This is a genomic window from Mumia quercus (genome assembly GCF_025506335.1).
Taxonomy (GTDB): domain Bacteria; phylum Actinomycetota; class Actinomycetes; order Propionibacteriales; family Nocardioidaceae; genus Mumia; species Mumia quercus.
Window position 1 is genome coordinate 218,983 of sequence record NZ_JANZYO010000004.1, and the last position, 22,019, is coordinate 241,001.

Sequence of the window (22,019 nt, forward strand, 5' to 3'; positions counted from 1 at the left end):
GCCGGGGCACCTCCTCTAGCGTCACGAACTAACGTGTGTCGCCCAGCCATGGGCTAACGAACCCGGGCCCCCCGCCCGGAGAACGGAGTGAAGCATGGCCTTCTTGCTCTGGATCCTCGCTGTCATCCTCGTTGTCGCAGGTATCGTCGCCCTCGTTCGGCGCCAGTTCCTGTGGGGCGCGGTTCTCATCATCGTCGGTCTCCTCGTGGGTCCCGGTGGTGTGAGCGTGTTCAACGTCTAGGAGTTCCACGTAGGCTGACGACATGGAGCTCGTGATCCTTGTCGTCATCGCCGCGATCGCCCTCTACCTGGTCAGCGACCGTCGAAAGACGAAGGCCCGTGAACAGGCCGAGCTCGCTGGCCAGGTAGAGGCCGTTCGCAAGACAGCTTTCGAGGACGTCACCGCCCTCGGCGAGGAGCTCCAGAAGCTCGATGCCGATCTGGTGGGGGCTCCGCTCGACGAGGGCGCGCAGGCCGACTACCAGCGCGCTCTCGATGCTTATGAGTCGGCCAAGTCCGCCGTCGATGCCCTCGAGAAGCCCGAGGACGTCCGGCACGTCACCGAGATCCTCGAGGACGGGCGCTACGCGATCGCCTGCGTGGAGGCCCGCGTGACCAACAGCCCGCTTCCTGCGAAGCGGGCCATGTGCTTCTTCGACCCACGGCACGGCCTCTCCGTCGAGGATGTCCCGTACTCCCCCGACGGCGGCACCCTCCGAGACGTCCCCGCATGCGCGCTCGACGCCCAGCGGGTGAGGGCCGGCGCCGAGCCCGACACCCGCAAGGTGATGGTCGGCCCCCAGCGCGTGCCGTACTGGCAGGCCGGACCCGCCTACGCCCCCTACGCCGCCGGCTACTTCTCGGCCTTCGCCTTCATGCCCGCACTCTTCATGGGCACGATGCTCGGCGGCATGTTCGCCAGCGACGCGGGGCTCAACCCGGCCGAGTACGGCGACGGCTCCGAGGGCAGCGACTTCGGTGACGGCGGAGGTGACGGCGGCGGCGACATGGGCGGCGACGCCGGTGGCGACGGGGGCGGGTTCGACTTCGGTGGTGGCGGCGACGGCGGAGGATTCGACTTCGGTGGCGGCTTCGACTTCTGAGAAGGTCGCCTACCTCCTGCGCGCGGTCAACGTCGGCGGCAACAAGGTGCCGATGGCGCAGCTGCGCACGCTCGCGTCCGACCTCGGCGCGGACGACGTCGCGACCTACGTCGCCTCCGGCAACCTCGTCTGCACCCCGCCAGGCGACCCCCAGGACTTCGGCACCGCGCTCGCTGCGGGGATCGCTGAGCGCATGGGCGTGACCACCGACGCCATCGGACGTACGGGGTCTGAGCTGCAGGCCGCTCTCGAGGCGTACCCGCACGAGATCCACGACCCGAAGTTCTGCCACGTCTGGTTCTTCGCCTCCGAGCCCACGCGCGAGGGCGCCGGGGCCGTCGAGGCCTACGACTTCGGAGACGACCGCGTGCGCGTCATCGGGCGCGAGCTCCACATCTGGTACGCCGACGGCGCCGGGCGCAGCAGCATCACCGCGCCACGCCTCCTCAGGCTCGCTGGCGTGGCGGGGACGGGCCGCAACCTGCGTACGGTCGAGAAGCTCGCCGCGATGACGCGCTGAGCGCCGGTCAGCTCAGCTGGCGCAGCCGGATCGTCTCGGGAAGCGTGCCGAGCGCGGCCAGCGTCTCCGGCTCCAGCTCCTTGTCGATGTCGGTCAGCACGTACCCGATGTCGCCGCGAGTCCCCAGCGTCTGCCCGTCGATGTTCACGCCGTGGTCGCCGAGGATCACGTTGATCGACGACAGGACCCCGGGCACGTTGTGGTGCAGGTGCGCGAGTCGGTGGTGCTCCCCGTACGAGGGGAGCTGAAGGTGCGGCAGGTTCGGGGAGAGGTCGGTCGAGCCCTCGGTGAGGTAGGTGTGCAGCTTGCCCGAGACGAAGCGACCGATGTCCTGCTGGGCCTCCATCGTCGAGCCTCCGACGTGCGGCGTGAGGATGACGTTGGGCAGACCGCGCAGGTCCGACTCGAACGGGTCGCCCTGCTTCTTGGGCTCCACGGGGAAGACGTCGACCGCGGCACCGGCGATGTGACCCGACTCGAGGTGGGTGCGCAGCGCCTTGGTGTCCACGAGGATGCCGCGCGAGAGGTTGAGGAACAGCGAGCGCGGGCGCATCCGGGCGAACTCCGACGCACCGAACAGCCCCGCGTTGCCGGGGCGGCCGTCGACGTGCAGCGTGACGACGTCGACGGTCTCGAGCAGCTCCTCGAGGGTCGTGCAGCGCTTGGCGTTGCCGAGCGCGAGCTTGTCGGCGACGTCGTAGTAGAAGACCTGCATGCCCAGCGCCTCGGCGATCACCGAGAGCTGGCTGCCGATGTTGCCGTAGCCGACGATGCCGAGCTTGCGTCCGCGGATCTCGTGGCTGCCCTGGGCGGACTTGTTCCAGATGCCCGCGTGCATGTCGTTCGTCTTCTCGTTGAGCCGGCGGGCCAGCGAGATGATCTCGCCGATCGCGAGCTCCACGACCGAGCGGGTGTTGGAGTACGGCGCGTTGAAGACCGCGACGCCGCGCTGGGCTGCGGCCTTGAGGTCGATCTGGTTCGTGCCGATGCAGAACGCACCGATCGAGAGCAGGTCGGGCGCGTGGGCGAGCACGCGCTCGGTGACGTACGTGGTCGAACGGATGCCGAGCAGGTGCACGCCCTGGACGGCCTCGATGAGCTCGTCCTCGCCGAGCGCGCCGGGGCGCGTCTCGACCTGGTAGCCCTGGGCGCGCAGGAAGTCGGCGCCGTCGGAGTGGATGTTCTCCAGGAGCAGGACGCGGATGTCGCCGTCGTCAAGCCGCGGCGTGGTCACGGGAAGGTCAGCAGTCATCGTGTAGAGCGTCTGTGTCGTCACGGGCAACGTCCTCCTGGTCAGGTCGTCCCACCGGCTGGTGGCGGTCGACCCAGGGCCCAGGCGAACGGTCCCGCGGTCTTCGCTGTCGTGTCGCTCCCTGGTGGTCGACCCACCTGAACGCCAGTCGCGACCTGCCCAGTGTAGGCCGAACCCGCAACGCGTCAGACCCGGTTCCGCGGGACGGACCGCGTGTCGTCGGTCAGGACCCGCCGAACGCGGCGAGGAACTCGGCCGGAGGCGTGCCGTCCAGGTGCGCGAGACGGACCTGGCCGCGCGAGACGAGCTTGTCCTCCGCGTTGGTCGTCGTGATCTCCCACAGCTGCGAGGTGCGGCCCCGGTGGATCGGCGTGGCGACGGTGCGCAGCACGTCGCCGACCTTGCTCTGGCGGAGGAAGTCGGTGTTGTTGTTGACGCCGACGACGATGCCCTTGTCCTGCAGCCAGGCCTGACCGGCCGTGCTCGCGGCACTCTCGTGGACGGCGCAGTAGACGCCGCCGTGGACGATGCCGAAGGGCTGGAGGTGCTGGGGGCCCACGGTCCAGGACATCACCACGCGGTCGCCGCTGACCTCGTCGTACGTGAAGCCGAGGACGCCGCCGAGGCCGGGCTCTACGGTGGATGCATCAGTCATCCGCCGATTGTGCTCTGGTCCAGGGTTGAACCTGATACCCCCTAGGGGTATGGTTCGTCTCATGAGCACGCACGCACCCGGTTACAGCGCCGACAAGGACGCCGTCCTCAAGCGGCTGCGCCGCATCGAGGGCCAGGTCCGCGGCCTGCAGCGCATGGTCGAGGAGGACACCTACTGCATCGACGTCCTCACCCAGGTCTCCGCGGCGACCAAGGCGCTGGAGTCGGTCGCGCTCAGCCTGCTCGATGAGCACCTGAGCCACTGCGTCCAGGACGCGATCGCCACTGGCGAGGGCGCCGAGGCCAAGATCGCCGAGGCGTCGGCCGCCATCGCTCGGCTCGTCCGTTCCTGACCGCGCCCGACCGCGTGGTCGCGGCGCGTCCGCATACCCCTACCCCGTACTGGTAACCGCTCCGAAGGAGAAGACCATGAAGAAGACCTACTCCGTCACCGGGATGACCTGCGGCCACTGCGCCGGCGCCGTCAGCGAGGAGATCGGCGCGCTCGACGGCGTCGAGTCCGTCGAGGTCGATCTCGTCGCGGGCGGGACGTCCGCCGTGCACGTGACCAGCTCTGCTCCGTTGGACGACGCCGCCGTCGCGGCCGCGGTCGACGAGGCAGGGAACTACCAGGTCGTCTCGTGAGCGGCGGCGCGACCGAGCTCGTCCCGTACGAGCTCGAGATCGGCGGCATGACCTGCGCGTCGTGCGCCGCTCGCGTCGAGAAGAAGCTCAACAAGCTCGACGGCGTCGAGGCGACGGTCAACTTCGCGACCGAGAAGGCGTACGTGTCCGCGCCCGCCTTCCTCGACGTCGCCGACCTGATCGCGACGGTCGAGAAGACCGGCTACACCGCGGAGCCCGTGCGCGCGGATCCCGAGCCCAGCAGCGACGACAGCGCTGCGCGAGACGACGACCCCGACCTCGGCGCCCTGCGGCAGCGACTGGTCGTCTCCGCGCTGCTGTCCGCCCCGGTGCTCGTGCTGTCGATGATCCCCGCCTGGCAGTTCGACAACTGGCAGTGGCTGGTGCTCACGCTCGCCGCGCCCGTCGCGGTCTGGGGCGCCTGGCCCTTCCACCGGGCCGCCTTCGTCAACGCCCGCCACGGGGCGGCGACCATGGACACGCTGATCTCGCTCGGAGTGAGCGCGGCGTTCCTGTGGTCGCTCTACGCGCTGTTCTTCGGCGACGCCGGGATGACCGGCATGCGCATGGAGATCAGCTGGTTCGCCCAGGGCTCGGGTGACGAGCTCTATCTCGAGGTGGCCAGCGTGGTCACCGTCTTCCTCCTGCTCGGGCGCTACCTCGAGCACCGCGCCAAGCGCGACTCCGGCGCGGCTCTGCGCGCGCTCCTGTCGCTCGGCGCGAAGAACGTGACGGTGCTGCGCGGCGGCCGAGAGGTCGACGTCCCGATCGGCGAGCTCGTCGTCGGAGACACCTTCGTCGTCCGTCCCGGTGAGAAGGTCGCCACGGACGGCGAGGTCGTCTCCGGGGCCGCGACGATCGACGCGTCGATGCTGACCGGCGAGAGCGTGCCGGTCGAGACCGGACCCGGCGACCGGGTCGTCGGCGGCACGGTCGCCGCCGGCGGGCGGCTCGTCGTCCGCGCCACCGCTGTCGGCGAGGGCACCCAGCTCGCGCAGATGGCGCGCCTCGTCGAGAGCGCGCAGAGCGGCAAGGCGCCGGTCCAGCGGCTCGCCGACCGCGTCTCCGCGGTGTTCGTGCCGATCGTCATCGTGCTGGCTCTCGGTACCTGGGTGGGCTGGCTGCTGGCAGGCGGGACCGTCAACGAGGCGTTCACCGCCGCGGTCGCGGTCCTCATCATCGCCTGCCCGTGCGCGCTGGGCCTCGCCACGCCGACCGCCCTGCTCGCCGGCACCGGCCGAGGGGCGCAGCGCGGCATCCTGGTCAAGGGGCCGGAGATCCTCGAATCGACCCGCAAGGTCGACACGATCGTGCTCGACAAGACCGGGACGGTCACCGAGGGCGCGATGCACGTCGTCGCGGTCGCCGCCGTCCCCGGCACGGAGGAGGCGGAAGTGCTGCGCCTGGCCGCAGCGGTCGAGGCCGCGTCCGAGCACCCGCTCGCCCGCGCCGTCACCGCGGCGGGGCGCGACAAGGGTGACCTGCCGGAGGTGCACGACTTCGTCACCACCACCGGCCTCGGGGTCGCCGGGGTGGTCGAGGACCACAAGGTGCTCGTCGGTCGTCTGCCCTGGCTGGTCGAGCAGGGTGCGCAGGTCCCGGACGACCTTCCCGAGGTCGACCCCGCGACCACGCCCGTCCACGTGGGGGTCGACGGGACCGTACGCGGGGTGGTCGCGGTCGCGGACCGGGTCAAGCCCACGTCGGCACAGGCCGTCGCGGAGCTCCGGGCGCTGGGACTCGACCCCGTGCTGCTCACCGGAGACCGTCGTTCGGTGGCCGACGCGGTGGCCGCGGAGGTCGGCATCACCGAGGTCGTCGCCGAGGTGATGCCCGAAGACAAGGTGCGCGTGGTCGCGGACCTGCAGGCGCGGGGCCGTACGGTCGCGATGGTCGGCGACGGCATCAACGACGCCCCGGCGCTCGCCACGGCCGACCTCGGCATCGCGATGGGCACGGGAACCGACGTGGCGATCGAGGCGTCCGACCTGACCCTCGTACGCGGTGACCTGCGGCTGGCTCCTCAAGCGATCGAGCTGTCCCGCGCGACGCTGCGCACGATCAAGCAGAACCTCGTGTGGGCGTTCGGCTACAACGTCGCGGCGATCCCGCTCGCGGCGGCGGGGCTCCTCAACCCGCTGATCGCCGGCGCGGCGATGGCGGCCAGCTCCGTCCTGGTCGTCACCAACTCGCTACGCCTGCGCCGCCTCTGACGACCTCCCCGCCCGCCGAGCGAAGCGCCTGTCGGCGGGCGGGGCGCGCGTCAGACGGTCGCGAAGGTCTTGCGGTACTCCCCCGGGGTGACGCCGACGAGGCGCCGGAAGTGGTGACGCAGCAGCGTCGCCGAGGAGAAGCCGCACCGGTGCGCGACATGGTCGACGTCGAGGTCGGTCGACTCGAGCAGGGTGCGCGCCGCGAAGATCCGCTGCTGGACGAGCCACTGGACGGGCGTCGTCCCGGTCTCCGCGGAGAAGCGACGGGCGAAGGTGCGCGTCGACATCCCCGCCAGCTCGGCCAGCCGCGCCACGGACTGCTGCTCCTCGAGGTGCTCCACCATCCAGTCGAGGACCTCGGCGAACATGTCGTCGCTGCAGGTCGGCACGGGCCGCTGGATGAACTGGCGCTGGCCTCCGTCGCGCTGCGGGGGCACGACCATCCGTCGCGCGATCGTGTTGGCCGCGTCGCTGCCGATCTCGCGGCGTACGAGGTGGAGCGCGGCGTCGATGCCGGCCGCGGTGCCCGCACTGGTCACCACGTCACCGTCGTCGACGAAGAGGACGTCCTCGTCGACCTTGGCCACGGGGTACATCTCGCGCAGCTGCGCCGCGTGCCGCCAGTGGGTGGTGCAGGGGCGGCCGTCGAGCAGGCCGGCGGCGGCCAGGATGAACGCGCCGCTGCACATGCTGAGCATGATCGCGCCGTCGGCGTGCACGCCGCGCAGCGCCTCCAGGATGTCGGGAGCCATCTCGGTGAGCTCTTCCCCGGTCCGGCGCCACGACGGGACGACGATCACGAGGTCTGCTCCGCGCAGGCCCTCGAGGCCGTACTCGGGGATGACCGACGAGCCGACGGAGAGCCGCAGCGGGACCCCGGCCTCGGGACCGCAGATGCGGAAGTCGAAGGCAGGGACACCCTCCTCCGTCCGGTCGATCCCGAAGACCTCGCACGCGACCCCGAGCTCGAACGTCGCGACGTCGTCGAGGAGAAGGGCAGCCACTGTCCGGATCATCCCCCCACCGTAAGTGGCAGGATCTTCACGGTCAATGGCTTTTCCGCCACTCGTGGCAGGATCACGCCCGTCGCAAAATGAATGCCATGAGGTTCATGAAGAAGCACACCAGCAGCCCCCACACCCGTTTCCCCGCCTTCCGGACCGGCAACAGCAACCGGGATCGCCAGCGTGTCGGCGCCGAGCTCGACGCGATGCGCGCCCACAGCGCGCGCTGACTCCGCGTGGCACGATCGCCCCATGACGACCTTGCGGGCGATCACCGGCGCGAGCGGTCGGATCGGCGCGATGACCGCGCGCCACCTCGCCGACGCCGGTCTGCCGACCCGGCTCGTCGTCCGCGACGCGAGCCGGGCGCCGACCCTCCCGGGCGCAGAGGTCGCGGTCGCCACGTACGACGCCCGGGACGCGTGCCGCCGGGCCTTCGACGGCGTGGACACGCTGTTCCTCGTGTCCGCGGCCGAGTCGGCCGACCGGGTGCAGCAGCACCGGACGGCGATCGACGCCGCCACGGACGCCGGCGTCCGGCAAGTCGTCTACCTCTCGTTCGCCGGTGCCGGGGCTGACGCGACGTTCCTGCTGGCGCGCGACCACGGCGCCACCGAGGCCCACCTGCAGAGCAGCCCCATGACCTGGACCTTCCTACGGGACAACCTCTACGCCGAGGCGCTGCGCGAGTTCGCGACGGACGGGGTGATCCGCGGGCCTGCCGGCGAAGGGCGTGTCGCAGCGGTGAGCCTCGTCGACGTCGCGGCCGTCGCGGCTCACGTCCTCGAGGACCCGACCGCCCACGCCGGCCACGCGTACACGCTGACCGGCCCGGAGGCGCTCACGCTCCGCGAGGTCGCCGCACGGCTCGGCGCCGCGATCGGCACCCCGGTCTCGTACGTGGACGAGACGGTCGAGGAGGCGTTCGCCTCGCGGGCTCACTACGGGGCGCCGCGCTGGATGGTCGAGGCGTGGATCAGCACCTACACCGCGATCCGCGACGGCGAGCTCGAGCAGGTCACCTCAGACGTCCCCGACCTGCTGGGGCGTCCCGCCCTGAGCGTCACCGAGGTGTTCACCGGGAGGCGCTGACGGCCTGCGTGCTGACGGCGTCCAGGATGCGCAGCGCGTTGCCGCCGGCCACCGCGGCGATCTCCTCGGAGCTCCAGCCACGGGCGGCGAGCGCCTCGAGGATCCGGGGATAGCCCGAGACATCCTCGATCCCGCGGGGGAACACCGCGAACCCGTCGTAGTCGCCGCCGAGCCCGAGGTGCTCCACGCCCATCACCTCGCGTCCGTGCTCGAGGTGCGCCACGACGGCGTCGACGCCGACCTCCGGCTCCGGCCCCACCTCTCCGGCGTGACGCCACTGCGCCCACTCCTCGCTGAGGAAGCTCGGCACGAACGCGACCATGAGCACGCCGCCGTTCTCGCGGAGCCGGACGAGGACGTCGTCGGGCACGTTGCGCGGGTGCTCCGTGACGGCACGGCACCCCGAGTGGCTGAAGACGACCGGGGCCGTCGACACGTCCAAGGCGTCGTGCATCGTCGACGTCGCCACGTGCGAGAGGTCGACGAGCATCCCGAGACGGTTCATCTCGCGGACGACCTCTCGCCCTTCGTCGGTAAGCCCGCCGTGGGTCGGCTCGTCGGTAGCCGAGTCCGCCCACGGGGTGTTGTCGTTGTGGGTCAAGGTCATGTAGGCCACGCCCAGGCGCGCGAAGGTCCGCAGGACAGCGAGCGAACCGTCGATGCTGTGGCCGCCCTCGGCTCCGAGGAGGGACGCGATCTTGCCCCCCGCCCAGGCCGCCCGGACGTCGGCCCCGGTGCGGGCGAGCGCCAGGTCGTCGGGGTACGCCGCGACCAGGCGGTGCACGAAGTCGATCTGCTCGAGCGTGGCCGCAACCGCGTCCGCGCCCTCCAGGTCGGTCGGGACGAACACCGACCAGAACTGCGCCCCCACACCGCCGCGCCGCAGCCGCGGCACGTCGGTGTGGAAGCGGCCGTGCGGAGCGTCCGCGCCAAGCCCGTCGGTCGCGTACGCGGCCGAGGTGCGCGACTCCCACGCGAGGTCGTTGTGCCCGTCGAAGACGAGGGCGGCGCGGAGGGCGTCGCGCACGGTCTCGTCCGTCGTGTCGGCGAGGTCGGCTGCGGGGAGGGAGGACGTCACGTGCCTACCCTCTCGCACGCGGGGAGCGCGGGAGCGGGAGAAGGTGCCACGCGCGGGCCTCGTGCGTGAGCGTGTCGCACACGGGGCCCGCGCGAGGGTCAGATGACGGCGAGAACGCGGTCGATCTCGCCGAGGAAGGCGTCGAGGTCCTTCGGGGTCCGGGAGGTGATGAACAAGGGTGCCCGCGAGGTGTCGCTGACGACTGCCTCGTCGACCCACGCCCCACCGGCGTTGAGGATGTCGGTCGACACCGACGCGTACGAGGTGAGGCGTCGCCCCTCGACGACACCGGCCTCGACGAGGACCCACGGGCCGTGGCAGATCGCCGCGACCGGACGCCCGCTGGACGTGAACGCGCTGACGATGCCGAGCGCATCGTCCTCCAGGCGCAGCGAGTCGGCGTTGATCGTGCCGCCGGGGATGAGCAGGAGGTCGTACTCTCCCGCGTCCACGTCCCCGAGCGTCGTGGTCGGAGCCACCGACTTGCCCGGGTCCTTGTCACCCACGAGCGTCTCGATCGGTGCGTCGGAGACGGCCGCGATATCGACCCGTGCCCCCTTTTCCCGCAGATGCTCGACGGGAACGACGATCTCATCCTGCTCGACGCCGTAGTTCGTGGCGATCACCAGGACACGGCAACCGCTCAGATCCGATTCGGACATGTGCGCCTCCTCACGAACCATGTGACCAATCTGTCCCACCGGTACCCCGACTGACCGGTTTCACACCCCGCATCCGGGGGCGGCGAGACCTAGGCTCGACCCATGACGTCAGAGATGGAGGAAACCACCCGGGCAGTACGCCGGGCCGAGGCCCGCGCGGATGCGTCCCGGGTCCTGCCCCGGATCGCCCAGGTGCTCTCCCCGTACAAGTCCCAGATGCTCCTCGTCGCGCTCGCGGTCGTGACGGGAGCGGTCCTCAGCTCGCTCGCTCCGTTCCTCACCAAGGCCGTCTTCGACGACGCGCTCTTCCCCGTCGACGGCGGCGGCCAGGACCTCGGGCTGCTCGGCTGGCTGGTCGCCGGCTTGTGCCTCATCCCGATCCTCACCGCGCTGATCGGGATCGGGCAGAACTACCTCACCTCGACGATCGGCAACTCGGCGATGGCCGACCTGCGGGGCCGGCTGTTCGCCCACCTCCAGACGATGGAGCTGGGGTTCTTCACCGCCACGAAGACCGGGGCGATCCAGTCCCGTCTGGCCAACGACGTCAGCGGCGTCCGTACGGTGCTCACCGACACCGCCACGACGATCCTCCAGAACGTGGTCACCGTGAGCTCGGCGCTCGTCGCGATGCTCATCCTGTCCTGGCAGCTGACGCTCATCACGCTGGTCCTGATGCCGTTGTTCGTGGTGATCCAGGTCCGCGTGGGTCGGCGCCGGCAGCGCCTGGCCCGCAAGACCCAGGAGTCGCTGTCGGAGATGACCGCGATCACCGAGGAGGCGCTGTCGGTCTCGGGCATCCTGCTGGCGAAGGTGTTCAACCGCGCCGAGAGCGAGACCCTGCGCTACCGCGAGGAGAACCAGCGTCAGACGCACCTGCAGGTCACGGCAGCGATGACCGGCCGCACGTTCTTCGCGATGGTGCAGACGTTCTTCGCCATCACCCCGGCGATCATCTACCTCGTCGCGGGCTTCATGCTCACCGGCAAGCTGGACTTCTCCGGGGGCGGCGCCCTCACCGCAGGGACCCTCGTCGCCTTCACGACGCTGCAGGCGCGGTTGCAGATGCCGCTGATCCAGCTCATGCGGGTCACGCTCGACGTCCAGACCTCGCTGGCGCTGTTCCGCCGGATCTTCGAGTACCTCGACCTCGAGCCCGCGATCGTCGAGCGGCCCGACGCGCGCCCGCTCCCCGACACCGGTGTGGGCGGGCGGGTCGAGTTCCGCGGGGTGTCGTTCCGCTACCCGCCCCCGCGGCTCCTCGGCGTCGCACCGCGCGACACCGACGAGAGCGACCCGGTCACCGAGGAGCGCTGGACCCTGCGGGACGTCTCGCTCACCGTCGAGCCCGGTCAGCTCGCGGCCATCGTCGGGCCCTCGGGCTCAGGCAAGACGACGATGACGTACCTCGTCCCGCGCTTCTACGACGTCATCGAAGGTGCCGTGCTGATCGACGGCGTGGACGTCCGCGAGGCCACCGGCCACTCGCTCGCGTCGACCGTCGGCATGGTCACCCAGGAGCCGTACCTCTTCCACGGGACGATCTTCGCCAACATCGCGTACGCGAAGGAGGGCGCGACGCCGGAGGAGGTCGAGCAAGCGGCCCGTGACGCCAACATCCACGACAGGATCATGAGCTTCGCGGAAGGGTACGAGACGATCACCGGCGAGCGGGGCTACCGCCTGTCGGGTGGCGAGAAGCAGCGCATCGCGATCGCCCGGGTGTTTCTCATGAACCCGCGGGTGCTCATCCTCGACGAGGCCACCTCGGCGCTGGACACCGAGACGGAACGGCTGGTGCAGGACGCCCTCGAGCGGGCGACCGTCGGCCGGACCACCATCGCCATCGCGCACCGGCTGTCGACGATCCAGAACGCCGACGTCATCTTCGGTCTCGAGGACGGGCGGCTGGTGGAGCAGGGCACGCACGCGGAGCTGCTCGCCGAGGGCGGGCTGTACTCGCGGCTCTACATCGAGCAGTTCGGCGGCGGCGAGGTGGAGGGGCGCTTCCGCGACGGCGTGCTGTTCCGCGACGGGACCTGCATCCGCGACTACGACGACCACGTCCGCGCCGACGTCCCCCTCTAGCCCGCGAGCGACCGTGCGCGCACCCGAGCGCGGAGCGTGACTCGCGAGCGGGCGGAGCGTGACTCGCGAGCTATTGCTGGATCACGGACATGACGTTGCCGGCAGGGTCGGTGAACCACGCGATCAGCGGCCCGCCGCCGCGGAATACGCCCTTGTCGTCGGTCGCCGTCGGCGTGCCCTCGTACCGCTCGAAGACGACGCCGCGCTCGGTGAGCGCGTCGACGGCGGCCTCGACGTCGGGCACCGGGAAGTTGAGGATCGTGTACGAGGCGGGCTGGTGCTGGTCGCCCTTGGGGTAGACGAGGACGTCGCGGCCACCGGCGAGGTGCATCCGCAGCATCCCGTTCTCCTCGTCGACGTCGAGGCCGAGCACGTCGACGTAGAAGTCGCGCGCGGCCTTGGTGTCGTCGACCGAGAAGCCCTGGAAGGCAGGTGATTCGGCGAGCATGGGTCCCTCCTTGTCAGGGCCCACGGCGGGCCCCTCTCAGGTGGACCGCTCGCGCGGCTCGAACTCAGCGCCGACGCAGCGGGCGGGTCGCCGGCCCCTCGATCACCGCACCGTCCTCGGCGAACCGCGACCCGTGCAGGGGGCAGTCCCACGTCCGCTCGGCGTCGTTCCACTCGACGACACCGCCCAGGTGGGTGCAGACGCCGCTCACCTTCGTCCCGTCACCGGACTCCGCGCACGGCGGGAACCCCCGTACGGCCGGCGGCTCGTCGTCGCGCGAGAGGGCAGCCGAGACCCAGCCCTTGCCCATCTCGACACCGACGGTGGCGTTGACGGCCGCCGCGGCCCCGGCGTCGCGCAGCGCGGGCCGACTCCATGCCTGGACGGCCTCGCGCCACGTGGCCTCCTCGCCGAGGAGGTCGTCGGCGAGCGCGAGCCCGGCCGCCGCGCCCATCGCCATGCCCCACTTGTTGAACCCGGTCGCGACGTGCAGGTGCTGCTCCATCGGGAGCACCCGCCCGACGTACGGCAGCCCGCGCGTCGGGCCGTAGTCCTGCGCCGACCAGGCGGCGAGCGGCTCCCCGACGTGGAAGGTCTGGCGTGCCCAGGCGACGAGGTCCTCGACCTTCTCCCGCTCCGAGCGGGCGCGGCCGGTCGTGTGCCCGTTGCCACCGACGAGGAGCACCGAGGTGTCCGGAGTAGAGGTCCGCAGCGAGCGGGTCGGCGAGTCGACGGAGAGGTGCATCGCGTCGACCGCCGGGCCGTCGGTACGGAACGCGACCGCGTACGAGCGCTCGGGGGTGAGCCGGGCGAAGAAACCCCCGCGGTCGAGGATCGGCGTCCCGGTCGCGAGGACGACGTCCTGCGCGTCGACGGTCGCCTGCTCCGTGCGCACGCGCGGACGTGACCCACCGTCGACCTTGAGCACCCGGGTGTCCTGGAAGATGCGCGCCCCGGCCGCGACGGCGTCCGCCGCGATGCGGTCCGTCAGGGCGACGGCGTCGATCTGACCCTGCCCTGCCAGCCGGAGCGCGCCGCGCACCGCGTACGGCAGGCCGGGGTCGGTGTCCCACACGACGGGAAGCCCCGCCTCCTGGCACGCTTCCTGCTCCTGGCGCAGCTTCTTCTCGCCCTGCGCGGTCGTCGCGTACGTGACCGCGTCGCGGACGTCGTACGTCACGCCGCTGGCCTCGCAGTAGGCGCGGATCCAGTCCTGCCCGGCGCGGTTCGCGTCGACGTACCCGCGCAGGTGCTCGGAGTGGTGCCGTCGGATCGTCGACAGCCGCGACCCCTGCAGCAGACTGACCTTGCCCGTCGTCCCGCCGGTGGTCCCGGCCGCGACGGAGCGCCCCTCGAGGACCACCACCGACTTGCCGGCGCGCGCGAGCATCAGCGCGGTGGTCGCTCCCACCAGGCCGGCTCCGACGACGACCACGTCGCAGGAGAGGTCCTCGGCGAGAAAGGGATACACGGGTCGGGCGGGATTCTGGTCGTACCACCAGGACTGCATCGGGCTCCTTCCGTCGCACCTCCGGTACCCAGCGACGCGGCGGACAGTCGCCGTTTCGGGGCGTACGGCCGCGGGTACCGCCCTGGCACCGTTCCCTACGAGCGCACGAGGAGTCGATGTGCCCACGTCCACGTACGACGTCGTGGTCGTCGGCGCCGGTCCCAACGGCCTGGTCGCGGCGAACCTGCTCGCCGACGCGGGCCTCGACGTGGTCCTGCTCGAGGCGCAGGCGGAGGTGGGAGGCGCGGTGCGCAGCGCACGCGACGTCCATCCCGACTTCGTGCACGACACGTTCAGCTCCTTCTACCCGCTGGCCGCGGCGTCACGGACGATGCGGGGGCTGGACCTCGAACGTCACGGGCTCGAGTGGAGCCACGCCCCGGCGGTGCTCGGGCACCCGCTGCCCGACGGGTCGTGGGCGATGCTGCACCGCGACGTCGACCACACGGCGCGCTCGCTCGAGGCGCTCGGCGCCGGTGACGGCGACCTCTGGCGAGCGTGGGTCGACGACTGGGAGCACGTCGGCAACGCCGTGGTGGACGCGCTGACGTCCCCGTTCCCCCCGGTACGGGCGGGGTTGCGGACGCTGTGGGCGCTGCGCTCGGTCGGCGGCCTCGACTACGTACGACGTCTGCTGGAGCCCGCGAGCACGCTCGGCCGCGACGGCTTCCGAGGCCCAGGGGCCGCGCTGCTGATCGCCGGCAACGCGGGCCACGCCGACATCCCCACCGACGCCGCGGGGTCAGGGTTGATGGGCCTGCTGATGACCATGCTCGGCCAGACCGTCGGTTTCCCCGTCCCGCGCGGCGGTGCCGGGATGCTCGCGTCCGCGCTCGCCTCACGGTTCGCGTCGCTCGGCGGCGAGATCCGCACCTCGGCAGGCGTGGACCGGGTGCTGCAGGAGGACGGCCAGGCCGTCGGCGTCCGGCTCGCCGACGGGGAGGTCGTCCGCGCCGAGCGGGCGGTCGTCGCCGACGTGGTCGCGTCGTCGTTGTACGGAGAGCTGATCCCGGACGACGAGCTCCCCGAGCGGTTGCGCCAGCGGATGCGTCACTTCACGCTCGACCCGGGAACGGTCAAGATCGACTGGGCGCTGGACGGCCCGGTCCCGTGGTCCTCGCCCCCCCCGACCGCTCCCGGGACGGTGCACGTCGCCGACTCGGTGGCCGCGATCGCGCAGGCGCATGCGCAGATCTCGGCCTCGGCGATCCCGGCGGAGCCGTTCCTCGTCGTCGGCCAGATGACCACGTCCGACCCGACCCGCTCCGCGCCCGGCACCGAAGCGCTGTGGGCGTACACCCACGTCCCCCAGGAGGTCCGTCAGGACGCCGGCGGCGAAGGCCTCAAGGGCCGGTGGGACCGCGACGAGTGCGAGCGGTTCGCCGACCGGGCTCAGCGCCGCCTCGAGGCGTACGCGCCCGACCTCGCCACCCGTGTGGTCGCCCGCCGCGTCCTCGGCCCGCACGAGATGCAGGCCCGCGACGCGAACCTGGTCGGCGGCGCCCTCAACGGCGGCACCTCCGCGATCCACCAGCAGCTGGTCTTCCGCCCGGTCCCGGGCAACGGCCGGGCGAGCACACCGGTGCCGGGGCTGTTCCTCGCCTCGGCGTCGGCGCACCCCGGTGGCGGGGTCCACGGCGCGCCCGGGGCGAACGCAGCCCGCGCCGTCCTCGCCGAGCCGGCGCCGCTTCGGCGTTGGCGGTCCTCGAGAAGGAGCACACGATGACCCTCGTCTCCCGCGACATCCACGCCACGGCGGACCAGGTGTTCGCCGTCCTCGCCGACGGGTGGACGTACGCCTCCTGGGTGGTCGGCGCCTCGCGGATCCGTGAGGTCGACGCCGACTTCCCCGCGCCCGGAGCCCGGATCCACCACTCGGTCGGTACGTGGCCGCTGCTCATCGACGACACGACGTCGGTCCTCGCGTGCGAGCCCGGCAAGAAGCTGGAGCTGAAAGTACGCGCATGGCCGTTCGGCGAGGGCTACGTCGGTCTCACGCTGCACGAGCAGGACGGGACGACCACCGTCGAGATGGAGGAGCACACGCTCAGCGGTCCGGCCAAGCTGCTTCCCGGACCGGTGGAGGCGCTGAGCCTGCGGGCACGCAACGACGAGGCGTTGCGCCGGCTGGCGTACCTCGCCGAAGGGCGCAGCCGCTGACGCCTGACTGCCGTCAGTGGTGGAACCCCGGGTGCTGCCCCTCGGTCGGCATCGGGGCCGACAACGCGTCGAGGTAGTCCACCTCGGCACGGAGGTCGGCGATCAGGGCGTAGGCAAGGTCCATGCTCAGCCCGTTGCGGACGACGACACGCTGGACCGTGAGGTCCGTGAGGTCGGCGGGCATCGGGTACGCCGGGACGAGCCAGCCCTTGACCCGCAGGCGGTCCGAGAGGTGGTAGAGGTTCCAGTTCTCGGTGTGGCCCTTCTTCAGGCTCCAGGCGAAGACCGGGATGTCGCTGCCGTCGTTCCACAGGTCGAAGGCGGGCATCTTCGCGATCTCCCCCGACAGGTAGAGCGCGACGTCCTGGGCCGCCTGCTGCACCCGGCGGTAGCCTGCCCAGCCCAGCCGCAGGAACTGGTAGTACTGCAGGAGCACCTGGGCGCCGGGACGCGAGAAGTTGAGCGCGAACGTCGGCATCTGGCCGCCGAGATAGCTCACGTAGAAGATGAGGTCGCCGGGCAGCGCGGAGGTGTCACGCCAGACCACCCACCCGAGCCCGGGGTAGACCAGGCCGTACTTGTGGCCCGAGGTGTTGATCGAGGCGACGCGCGGGTTCCGGAAGTCCCACGGGAGGTCGGGCTGCAGGAAGGGGGGCGATCATCGCGCCCGAGGCCCCGTCGACTCCGGGATCGTGTCCAGCGCCGCGGCGATCTTGTCGACCGGCTCGTACATCCCGGTGTAGGTGACGCCGAGGATCGCCACCACCCCGATGGTGTTCTCGTCGACGTACTGATCGAGGCCGTCGCCGTCGAGGACCTTGTGCTCCATGGAGATCGGGACGTAACGGGGCGCGACGTCCCAGTAGTTGCAGAACTTCTCCCAGCAGACCTGGACGGCGCTGGACATCACGAGGTTCGGCTTCTCGGTCGACTCGCCGGCGGCACGGCGCGCCTGCTGCCAGCGGCGCTTGAGCGCGAGGCCGCCGAGCATCGCGGCCTCGGACGATCCGATCGTCGAGGTCCCGATGGTGGTGGCCGGATCCGGCGCGTTCCACAGCTTGCCGAGCATCGTCCAGCAACGCGTCTCGATCGCCGCGGTCGCTGGGTACTCGTCCTTGTCGATCATGTTCTTGTCGGTCGACTCGGCGTACAGCTTCTGGGCGAACCCGTCCATCCACGTCCCCACGAACGTGGCGAGGTTGAGCCGGGCGTTCCCGTCGAACATCGCCTCGTCGTGGACGATCTGGTACGCCGTCTCCGGCAGCGACTCGTCGGGCGGGATCGAGTGGCGCGGGAGCTCCGACGACTCCCCCCGGGCGCGCGAAGAGCGGGTTGAGCTCGACGACGTCGCGCTGCTCCGACGCCTTGTCTGGACCGCGGGCCGATGCTGGCACGGGATCCTCCTTCGTTCGGTGGCGATCACCGATCGCGCACGCCTTCTAGCGTCCGATGCACCGCGGAACGTGGCAAGCGCAAGCGGGAGCGGCGACGCTCAGCCGAGCTCCGCCGCCTTGGCAACGTAGACGGCGCGCTCCCTGGCGTTGGCCGACAGCGCAGCCGCCCGTTCGTACGCCTCGCGGGCCTCGCTCGTCCGGCCCAGGCGGGCGAGCAGGTCGGCCCGCACGGCGGGCAGCTGCGGGTACGAGGCCAGCGCCGGCGCGGCGCTGACCGCGTCCACGACCGCAAGGCCGTGTTCGGGACCTTCGGCGAATCCCACGGCCACCGCGCGGTTCAGCTCGACCACCGGCGACGGCCACGCGTGGCGCAGCAGGACGTAAAGTGCCGCGATCCGGCCCCAGTCGGTGTCGCCCGGCGTGGCTGCCCGCACGTGGCAGGCGGCGATCTCGGCCTGGATCGCGTACGGGCCGAGGGCCGGTCCGCGTCCCTCCGGTCCTGGAGCGCTGGCGATCTCCTCGGCCCGAGCGAGCGCCTCGAGCCCGCGCCGCAGCAGCGTCCGGTCCCACCGTCGACGGTCCTGGTCGAGCAGGAGCACAGGCTGTCCGTCGGCGGTGGTCCGGGCGGGGATGCGCGACGCCTGGAGCTCGAGCAGCGCCACGAATCCGTGCACCTCCGGGTCCTCCGGCACGAGGGTCGCCAGCAGTCGTGCGAGGCGCAGCGCCTCCTGGCACAGCGCCGGACGCGTCCAGTCCTCGCCCGCCTGCGCGGCGTACCCCTCGTTGAAGATGAGGTAGACGACCTCCATCACCGAGCGCAGCCGCGCCGCACGCTCACTCGCGTCGGGCATGGCGAAGACGACTCCGCGGTCGGCCAGCGTCTTCTTCGCCCGCGAGATCCGCTGGCCCGCGGTCTTCTCCGGGATCAGGAAGCCGCGCGCGATCTCCGTCGTGCTGAGGCCCCCCACGCAGCGCAGGGTGAGTGCCACCCGCGACTCCACCGAGAGCAGGGGGTGGCACGCCGTGAAGACGAGGCGGAGCAGGTCGTCGCCGATGTCGTCGTCGAGCGCGTCCTCGATCTCGTCGCTCGGTCGCGTCTCGGTCTCGGTGTCGCGCCCGATCTGCTCGAGCTTGCGCTGGTACGTCGCGCGGCGCCGGGCGCCGTCGATCGCGCGGTTCTTCGCCGTCGTCATCAGCCAGCCGGCCGGGTTCGGCGGGATGCCGGTGCTCGGCCACTGCTCGAGCGCGACGACCAGGGCGTCCTGAGCGAGCTCCTCGGCGAGACCGACGTCCCCGGTGACGCGTGCGAGCCCGGCGACGAGCCGACCCGCCTCGATCCGCCACACCGCCTCGACCGCCGCGCGCGCCTCCGTCATCTCGCCGATCCAAGCACACGCGCGGGCCCCGTCCCCGATGTGGGCACTGGTCCACCGTTTCCGAGGGAAGAACGGTGGCTAAGTGCCCACATCGGGGACGGGGCGCGCGGGCGGAGCGGTCAGGGTGCGGCAGCGAAGTCCGCGGGGTCGAAGAGCTTCACGACGCGAGCGCTCCCCTCCCATGCGGGCCAGTGCTCCTGGTGGAGGGCGAGGAAGCGGCGGGCCCACTCGACGGCCTCCTCCTTCGTCCGGACCTCGTACAGCGCGTAGCTGATGAGCTCCTTCGACTCGGCGAACGGGCCGTCCGAGACGCTGAGCTCGCCGCCGCTCAGGTCGACGCGAGCACCGAACGCGCTCGGGGCGAGGCCGGCGTTGTCGAGCATCGCGCCCGAGCTGGTCGCCTCGGCGCCGAGGGCCATGATCGCGTCCATGAGCTCGGGCGGCGGGGCGCCTTCGGGCGGGGTGCCCTCGAGGATGACGAGGTAGCGCATGAGGTTCTCCTTCGCTTCAGGCCGGGGATCGGGGCGGGATCGGGTCAGGACGGCAGGCCGACGCTGCGGTAGCGGTCCGCCGCAACGGCGGTGATCCAGCCGAAGACGACGACCACGGCAGCGATGAACGCGAGGTTAGCGGCGGGTGCGCCCGCGCCGACAGCGACAGCGCCGAACCCGGCGAGGAAGACGACGCCCACGAGGCGAGAGACCACGACCCACGACCGACGCCCCTCACCGGCATAGCGGCGCGCGATCACGAAGCAGGCGACGGCCAGACAGGTGAAGCCGACCGCCCCCGCAGCCAGGTGCAGCATCCCGTGCCACGAGACCGTCCCCGGGCCTTCGGGGGTGCCGAGCGGGAACCCGTACGCCGCGTCGGCGGGGAACGCGGCTGCGGCCACCATCGAGAGCCCGTGCGCCGCGACGAGCCGCGGGGCCCAGCGCGCGCCGCGCCCCGGTGCGAACGCCCGGCGCATACCCACCGCGAAGGCGACGAGCATGAGCCCGGTGAGGGCGAGGTTCGCGACCTGGATCCAGCCGTGCTCGCCGAGCGCGAGCATGCTCCACGCGTGGACGGTGGGGTCGAAGCCGTCACGGGTGAACGCCTGGGCGAGCGCCACGCCCACGTAGAACGGGCCGGCGAGGACGCCGTACCCGAGCAGGGACTTCGTCACGCGGGACGCCGGGTCGCAGGCGGTGTGCGGACGGCCGGTACGGGCGGTGGTGCGGGTGGTGTCGATCGTGCTCATGAGGTGCTCCTGGCGGTCGTCGGCCGCCGCCCCTCGCGTCGGCCTCTCACGACCTCCACGAACGACGGCGACCGGTTTCTACACGACCGCCAAGAGTTTTTTCTGCGCGTCAGAGCGCGAGGCCCACGTACTTCACCTCGAGGTACTCGTCGATGCCCTCCGCGCCGCCTTCGCGCCCGAAGCCCGAGGCCTTCACACCGCCGAACGGCGCGGCCGGGTTGGACACCACGCCCTGGTTGATGCCGACCATCCCGGTCTGCAGCCCTTCGTAGACCCGCACCGCCCGCTCGAGGCTCTCGGTGAAGGCGTACGCGACCAGGCCGTACTCGGTGTCGTTGGCCATCCGCAGCGCCTCCTCGTCCGAGGAGAACGTGAACACCGGCGCGACCGGCCCGAAGATCTCCTCCCGGAACACCTGCGCGTCGCGGGAGACCCCGGCGAGCACCGTCGGCGGGTAGAACCAGCCGGGACCTTCGGGCACCTCGCCGCCGGTGAGCACGTCCGCACCGGAGCCGACGGCGTCGGCGACGAGCTCGGCGACCTTGTCGCGTGCCTTCTCCTCGACCAGCGGGCCGACCTCGATCCCTTCCTCGGAGCCGCGCCCCACCGACATCGCGCCCATCCGCTCCGCGAGCCGGCGCGAGAACTCGTCGGCCACCGACTCGTGGACCAGGAAGCGGTTGGCAGCCGTGCACGCCTCGCCGATGTTGCGCATCTTCGCCAGCATCGCCCCGTCGACCGCCTTGTCGAGGTCGGCGTCCTCGAAGACGAGGAAGGGCGCGTTGCCTCCCAGCTCCATCGAGACGCGCAGGACGCCCTCGGCGCTCTGCTCGATGAGCCGGCGCCCGACCTCGGTGGAGCCGGTGAAGGTGAGCTTGCGCAGCCGCGGGTCGCGGATCAGCGGCTCCATCACCTCGCCGGTCGACTTCGTCGTGACGACGTTGAGCACGCCCTCGGGCAGCCCCGCCTCCACGAGAAGGTCGGCGAGCGCGAGCATCGTGAGCGGGGTCAGCGCGGCGGGCTTGACGACCATCGTGCAGCCCGCGGCGATCGCCGGGCCGATCTTGCGGGTGCCCATGGCCAGCGGGAAGTTCCAGGGCGTGATCATCAGGCACGGGCCGACCGGCTGCTTGAGCGTGAGCAGACGCGTGGCCCCGTTGGGCGCGACCGCGTAACGGCCGTTGATCCGCACGGCCTCCTCGGAGAACCAGCGGAAGAACTCCGCCCCGTACGCGATCTCGGCCTTGGACTCCGACAGCGGCTTGCCCATCTCCAGCGTCATGAGCAGCGCGAGGTCGTCGGCGCGTTCGGTGATGAGCTCGAAAGCCTTGCGGAGGATCTCACCGCGGTCGCGCGGCGGCGTCTTGGCCCAGTCGTCCTGCGCGGCGACGGCGGCGTCGAGCGCAGCCTTGCCGTCGGCCACGGAGGCGTTCGCGACCTCGGCGATCGTCTCGCCGGTCGAGGGGTCCTCGACGGCGAACGTCCGGCCTCCCTCGGCGTCGCTCCACTTCCCTCCGACGAACAGCTGGGTGGGCACCCCGGCGACGACCTCGGCTTCGCGACCCTGCAACGGCATG

The 22,019-nt window shown here is 71.5% G+C and carries 22 protein-coding genes, 1 pseudogene and 1 riboswitch; of the genes and pseudogenes, 11 read left to right on the forward strand and 12 right to left on the reverse strand.

Going from position 1 to position 22,019, the window contains the following annotated elements; genetic code table 11:
• The first annotated feature begins 94 nt into the window (after positions 1 to 94).
• Genes NYZ95_RS10385 through NYZ95_RS10395 form a run of 3 tightly spaced genes read left to right on the forward strand, consistent with a single transcriptional unit; the run spans position 95 to position 1,623 of the window.
• Positions 95 to 241, forward strand: coding sequence for a GPGG-motif small membrane protein (locus tag NYZ95_RS10385; RefSeq protein WP_262851200.1), 147 nt, complete (start codon positions 95 to 97; stop codon positions 239 to 241).
• A gap of 22 nt (positions 242 to 263) precedes the next feature.
• A complete protein-coding gene (locus tag NYZ95_RS10390; RefSeq protein WP_262851201.1) occupies positions 264 to 1,103 on the forward strand; it encodes a hypothetical protein in 840 nt (279 codons plus the stop codon).
• Positions 1,084 to 1,623, forward strand: a complete 540-nt coding sequence (locus NYZ95_RS10395; protein ID WP_262851202.1) for a DUF1697 domain-containing protein — start codon at positions 1,084 to 1,086, stop codon at positions 1,621 to 1,623. Before NYZ95_RS10390 ends, NYZ95_RS10395 begins: the two co-directional genes overlap by 20 nt.
• Before the next feature lie 7 nt (positions 1,624 to 1,630).
• Here NYZ95_RS10395 and serA read toward each other — a convergent pair whose 3' ends face one another.
• Positions 1,631 to 2,875: a phosphoglycerate dehydrogenase gene (gene serA, locus NYZ95_RS10400; RefSeq protein ID WP_262851545.1), complete on the reverse strand. Its 1,245-nt coding sequence runs from the start codon at positions 2,873 to 2,875 to the stop codon at positions 1,631 to 1,633.
• Positions 2,876 to 2,946: 71 nt separating this feature from the next.
• A riboswitch (ZMP/ZTP riboswitch) is annotated at positions 2,947 to 3,037 on the reverse strand.
• Positions 3,038 to 3,098: 61 nt separating this feature from the next.
• On the reverse strand, positions 3,099 to 3,530 hold the full coding sequence (locus tag NYZ95_RS10405) for a PaaI family thioesterase (RefSeq protein WP_262851203.1): 432 nt from the start codon (positions 3,528 to 3,530) through the stop codon (positions 3,099 to 3,101).
• A gap of 61 nt (positions 3,531 to 3,591) precedes the next feature.
• On the opposite strand from NYZ95_RS10405, the gene NYZ95_RS10410 reads away from it, so the two are divergent.
• From NYZ95_RS10410 to NYZ95_RS10420, 3 genes are all read left to right on the forward strand, one after another.
• Entirely contained in the window at positions 3,592 to 3,882 is a 291-nt protein-coding gene (locus tag NYZ95_RS10410; RefSeq protein WP_262851204.1) for a metal-sensitive transcriptional regulator, read from the forward strand.
• A 76-nt stretch (positions 3,883 to 3,958) separates the two neighbouring features.
• Positions 3,959 to 4,174, forward strand: a complete 216-nt coding sequence (locus NYZ95_RS10415) for a heavy-metal-associated domain-containing protein (RefSeq protein ID WP_262851205.1) — start codon at positions 3,959 to 3,961, stop codon at positions 4,172 to 4,174.
• Entirely contained in the window at positions 4,171 to 6,387 is a 2,217-nt protein-coding gene (locus NYZ95_RS10420; protein ID WP_443677477.1) for a heavy metal translocating P-type ATPase, read from the forward strand. The genes NYZ95_RS10415 and NYZ95_RS10420 overlap by 4 nt, the downstream gene beginning before the upstream one ends.
• Before the next feature lie 50 nt (positions 6,388 to 6,437).
• Here the strand turns inward: NYZ95_RS10420 and NYZ95_RS10425 are convergent, their stop codons facing one another.
• Positions 6,438 to 7,403 (reverse strand): helix-turn-helix domain-containing protein, encoded by a 966-nt coding sequence (locus NYZ95_RS10425; protein ID WP_262851206.1) that lies wholly within the window; start codon positions 7,401 to 7,403, stop codon positions 6,438 to 6,440.
• Positions 7,404 to 7,489: 86 nt separating this feature from the next.
• Here NYZ95_RS10425 and NYZ95_RS10430 point away from each other — a divergent pair, with 86 nt between their 5' ends.
• Together NYZ95_RS10430 and NYZ95_RS10435 are read left to right on the forward strand one after the other, a co-directional pair.
• Positions 7,490 to 7,621 (forward strand): hypothetical protein, encoded by a 132-nt coding sequence (locus tag NYZ95_RS10430; RefSeq protein ID WP_262851207.1) that lies wholly within the window; start codon positions 7,490 to 7,492, stop codon positions 7,619 to 7,621.
• Positions 7,622 to 7,643: 22 nt separating this feature from the next.
• Positions 7,644 to 8,483, forward strand: coding sequence for an SDR family oxidoreductase (locus NYZ95_RS10435; RefSeq protein ID WP_262851208.1), 840 nt, complete (start codon positions 7,644 to 7,646; stop codon positions 8,481 to 8,483).
• On the opposite strand, the gene NYZ95_RS10440 is transcribed toward NYZ95_RS10435, so the two are convergent.
• Together NYZ95_RS10440 and NYZ95_RS10445 are read right to left on the reverse strand one after the other, a co-directional pair.
• Positions 8,467 to 9,561, reverse strand: coding sequence for a dipeptidase (locus NYZ95_RS10440; RefSeq protein WP_262851209.1), 1,095 nt, complete (start codon positions 9,559 to 9,561; stop codon positions 8,467 to 8,469). The two genes, NYZ95_RS10435 and NYZ95_RS10440, sit on opposite strands and share 17 nt — an antisense overlap.
• Positions 9,562 to 9,659: 98 nt before the next feature.
• Complete coding sequence (locus NYZ95_RS10445; protein ID WP_262851210.1) at positions 9,660 to 10,223, reverse strand: type 1 glutamine amidotransferase domain-containing protein; 564 nt, start codon at positions 10,221 to 10,223, stop codon at positions 9,660 to 9,662.
• Positions 10,224 to 10,325: 102 nt separating this feature from the next.
• Between NYZ95_RS10445 and NYZ95_RS10450 the strand changes: the two genes are divergently transcribed.
• On the forward strand, positions 10,326 to 12,311 hold the full coding sequence (locus NYZ95_RS10450) for an ABC transporter ATP-binding protein (protein ID WP_262851211.1): 1,986 nt from the start codon (positions 10,326 to 10,328) through the stop codon (positions 12,309 to 12,311).
• Between the two features lie 70 nt (positions 12,312 to 12,381).
• Here NYZ95_RS10450 and NYZ95_RS10455 read toward each other — a convergent pair whose 3' ends face one another.
• The gene (locus NYZ95_RS10455; protein ID WP_262851212.1) at positions 12,382 to 12,759 is read right to left on the reverse strand and encodes a VOC family protein; all 378 of its coding nucleotides are present in this window, start codon (positions 12,757 to 12,759) and stop codon (positions 12,382 to 12,384) included.
• 64 nt (positions 12,760 to 12,823) lie between these two features.
• The gene (locus tag NYZ95_RS10460) at positions 12,824 to 14,269 is read right to left on the reverse strand and encodes an FAD-dependent oxidoreductase (RefSeq protein ID WP_262851213.1); all 1,446 of its coding nucleotides are present in this window, start codon (positions 14,267 to 14,269) and stop codon (positions 12,824 to 12,826) included.
• Between the two features lie 118 nt (positions 14,270 to 14,387).
• On the opposite strand from NYZ95_RS10460, the gene NYZ95_RS10465 reads away from it, so the two are divergent.
• Positions 14,388 to 15,995, forward strand: a complete 1,608-nt coding sequence (locus NYZ95_RS10465) for a phytoene desaturase family protein (protein ID WP_262851214.1) — start codon at positions 14,388 to 14,390, stop codon at positions 15,993 to 15,995.
• Positions 15,992 to 16,429 (forward strand): SRPBCC family protein, encoded by a 438-nt coding sequence (locus NYZ95_RS10470; RefSeq protein WP_262851215.1) that lies wholly within the window; start codon positions 15,992 to 15,994, stop codon positions 16,427 to 16,429. The genes NYZ95_RS10465 and NYZ95_RS10470 overlap by 4 nt, the downstream gene beginning before the upstream one ends.
• Positions 16,430 to 16,442: 13 nt before the next feature.
• On the opposite strand, the pseudogene gad reads toward NYZ95_RS10470, so the two are convergent.
• From gad to NYZ95_RS10495, 5 genes and pseudogenes are all read right to left on the reverse strand, one after another.
• Positions 16,443 to 17,654, reverse strand: a pseudogene (gad, locus tag NYZ95_RS10475) (glutamate decarboxylase).
• A 267-nt stretch (positions 17,655 to 17,921) separates the two neighbouring features.
• Complete coding sequence (locus tag NYZ95_RS10480; protein ID WP_262851216.1) at positions 17,922 to 19,199, reverse strand: RNA polymerase sigma factor; 1,278 nt, start codon at positions 19,197 to 19,199, stop codon at positions 17,922 to 17,924.
• Positions 19,200 to 19,318: 119 nt separating this feature from the next.
• Positions 19,319 to 19,690, reverse strand: a complete 372-nt coding sequence (locus NYZ95_RS10485; protein WP_262851217.1) for a YciI family protein — start codon at positions 19,688 to 19,690, stop codon at positions 19,319 to 19,321.
• A gap of 44 nt (positions 19,691 to 19,734) precedes the next feature.
• Positions 19,735 to 20,442 (reverse strand): DUF998 domain-containing protein, encoded by a 708-nt coding sequence (locus NYZ95_RS10490; RefSeq protein WP_262851218.1) that lies wholly within the window; start codon positions 20,440 to 20,442, stop codon positions 19,735 to 19,737.
• Between the two features lie 109 nt (positions 20,443 to 20,551).
• A complete protein-coding gene (locus NYZ95_RS10495; RefSeq protein ID WP_262851219.1) occupies positions 20,552 to 22,018 on the reverse strand; it encodes an NAD-dependent succinate-semialdehyde dehydrogenase in 1,467 nt (488 codons plus the stop codon).
• Position 22,019: the final 1 nt, after the last annotated feature.